The sequence below is a fragment of the Streptomyces roseicoloratus genome (genome assembly GCF_004117935.1).
Lineage (GTDB): Bacteria > Actinomycetota > Actinomycetes > Streptomycetales > Streptomycetaceae > Streptomyces > Streptomyces roseicoloratus.
In genome coordinates this window covers 1-2,860 of record NZ_SDOY01000162.1, presented here as the reverse complement: position 1 = coordinate 2,860, position 2,860 = coordinate 1, and the positions used below count along the sequence as shown (strand labels likewise).

Genomic DNA, 2,860 nt, shown 5'->3' with positions numbered 1-2,860 from the left:
GACCACCCGGATCACCGGCCTCGTCCAAGCCGTGCTCACACTGCATTTGGCCAGCTCAGACCGATGATGGAAAAGCCTCACTGCAATGCCGCAATCGCGCCCGGGACACGACCTCCAAGGCTCGAGAAGACGGCCGCTGCGGCGCCCGCCTCGACCACGCCTCGGAGCCGCCGATCGGACCGATCGCTTCCGATCTCAGCCAACTGCTCGCCCTCCAACAACGCATCGACCAAAGCCTCTTCGGTGACCGCCAAGATCCGGACAGTACCTCGCACTTCGACGACATGGTTTTGGCTGCACACCTGATCACTCTCAGCTGGCCAGCCGCTGCAGACCTCATCCCCTCCGGCTACCTGCAGACACGCTTCGACGAGCACGCTGCACCGATCGCCGAACTGATCCAAGCCGGCCGAGCCACGGGCCTACCCTCCCGGCGGACCGGCGCCCGTGCAGCCCCTGAGGACACCACGCAACGAGCAGCGCTGCTGCTGGCAGCCGACACGTTGCTCGGCGACCAGGACCAGACATCTCTCCGCCAACGGGTCCGGCCGTTGGTCCAAACCGTCCAGTCCCGCGCACCGATGTACTACGGCCAGATCGCCCGCTCGCTCGACATCTCTCCTCGCTTCGCCCAGGCCTTGGCGACGAAGAGTTACAGCACCCACGGGCACCGCAGCCTGCGGACACCATCCCGGAAGCACCGGTACGCAGTTGAGGAGGTCCCCGCCTACCTGCCGAAACTCTGGTTCGACGCGCACTTCGGCGACTTCCTCGACGACATGCCGACAGATCAACAACCCAGAGAGCGCGCGCTGCGCCGAGCCGTCTCTCTCCAACTGGCAAAACTCGCCACCGGACTCGCCTGGCATCGATGCGCCGAGACCCTCGGCCTGACTCCGAAGATGGCTGCCAAGCTCCTCTCCAGCCTCGCCAAGCGCTTCGAACCCGTAAAACTGTGGCCGGAGTTCGACCGCCGAGTCGACCAGATCGCAGATCACCTCGACATCACCGACGAACGGATCAACTACGCGAGCCGCCGTCGGGGCCTGGCCGAGTGGCGCATGCCGAGTGGAGAGTGGCACCTCCTGACCAGCGGGATCCCTCGCCTGCGCAGGCTTCACGAGCAGGGCGACCCTGACATCGGAACCGCCCTCGCGTGGGCCGGCGCCACTCAAGGCGAGCCATTGCACAGCCCTGTCATCCGCAAAGCTGGGCTCGAAATCAGGGACATCACCTTCCTCAGTAAAGAAGTCTCCGTTCTCCAACGGGACGACATGCGCGGCGCCCGACTCCGACTCCGTAGGCGCCTTGATGCCTACGCGGCACAGTTGGCGCGTGCCTGCGACCATGAGACCGACCTCAAGATCAATATCGACGACATCCTCTCCGCCGCAGACCTCAGCGTGAAGACTCCCAGTCCGCGCGCCGAGCGATAGATCATCAACAAATTCACTAGCGGCCACATCTGGACCGCTGTGCAACCCAGCCTGGGACTGCCTGCGACCAAAACCCGGCTCCCTGCGGTTCTGTACACGCGATCAGCAAGCAAGAACCGCGACGCACGGTACGCCCGAACCTCATCAATTCACGGAACGTAGCAGGTCAGGTACCTCGGGCAGCCGGCGCGTCAAACCACTGCTCGCTTGGCCAACGATTTCAGCTGGTGCCAACTATCCCGCTTTTGTGCCAACTACTGAGGTTGAACTCGTGGTGTCGTGCTGCTGATCAGGCGGGCCTGATGACCAGACCGGTCTCGGCGAGGCAGCCGTCTATGAGGTGGCTGCGGTACTGGATGTGCCGTAGGCCGCGTCGGATGCGTTGGACGAGGTGTTCGGGGGTACTGAAGGCGACGTTGGAGAGCCAGCCGCGCCGTAGCAGTGACCAGATCCCTTCGACGGGGTTGAGGTCGGGTGCGTAAGGCGGCAGGTAGTGGATGGTCAGCCAGTCCTGGGCTGCCGCCCATTCCCGCAGGTCGGCGGCTTTGTGGACGTTGAGGTTGTCCCAGACGAGCACGATCGGGCCGCCGAGCTGCTGGTGGGCGGCGATCAGCAGGTCTCGGTAGTCGCGCCAGGAGAAGCTCTTGCGTCCGTCGCGTCGGCCGTCGTCCCGGCGGGGCCGGTAGATCAGCCGGGACCGGTGCCCGGGTTTGTAGCAGGTCAGCGCGGCGATCGATACTCGTCTACGGGACCGGCCGCGGACCCGCACCACCGGGGTCCGGCCGCGCTGGGACCAGGTCTTCGCATGCGGCGGCGTCATGGAGAATCCGGCTTCGTCCTCGAAGACGAGCCAGGCTCCGCGCGCCGCCGCGAGTCTTCCGCGCAGGGCCACACCTCCTTGACCCATCCGGCCACCGCCGCGTCGTCCCGCTCCATCGCGCGTCGGGCCGGCACCTGACAGGACCAGCCGTTACGCACCAGCAGCTTGCGCACACCCTGAATCGTGTAGGTCAGGTGGAAACGCCTGCCGATCACCGTCTTGACCCGCGCCAGCGTCCACCGCTGGTCCTCCCAGCCATGCGAGGCTGGCCCCTTGGCAAGCTCCGCCTCCAGCTGAGCGAACTGCTTCTCGCTTAGCCTCGGCAGCGACGCCGGCCCCTGCGACCGCAGAGCCCGCGGACCGCCCTCATCCCACGTCCGCCGCCACCGCTGCACAGAGCGGACGCTGACCCGCAGGTCCTTGGCGATCACCGCACTCGCCTCGCCCTGGGCGAACCGCTCTGCGGCCTTGAGCCGTAACCCCTCGCGGAACTGCTGCCGTTCGGCGGTCAGCCCGCCCCCTTGTGGATACCGCATGCCTCCGGTGATACCGCAGCAGACGACCAGCCGTCAGCCCCTGCGACACCACGAGTTCAGCCTCAGTA

2 protein-coding genes are annotated in these 2,860 nt (G+C 66.1%); one reads left to right on the top strand and one right to left on the bottom strand.

Going from position 1 to position 2,860, the window contains the following annotated elements; all coding sequences use genetic code 11:
- On the top strand, positions 1-1,436 hold a 1,436-nt coding region (locus tag ESG85_RS35180; protein ID WP_164986339.1), incomplete at its 5' end, for a hypothetical protein.
- 289 nt (positions 1,437-1,725) lie between these two features.
- On the opposite strand, the gene ESG85_RS37050 is transcribed toward ESG85_RS35180, so the two are convergent.
- Positions 1,726-2,792, bottom strand: a protein-coding gene (locus tag ESG85_RS37050) for an IS630 family transposase (protein WP_425471196.1) whose coding sequence is annotated in 2 segments (ribosomal slippage) — positions 1,726-2,346 and positions 2,349-2,792 — 1,065 coding nt in all. Because the reading frame shifts where the segments join, the coding sequence is not laid out codon by codon here.
- Positions 2,793-2,860: the final 68 nt, after the last annotated feature.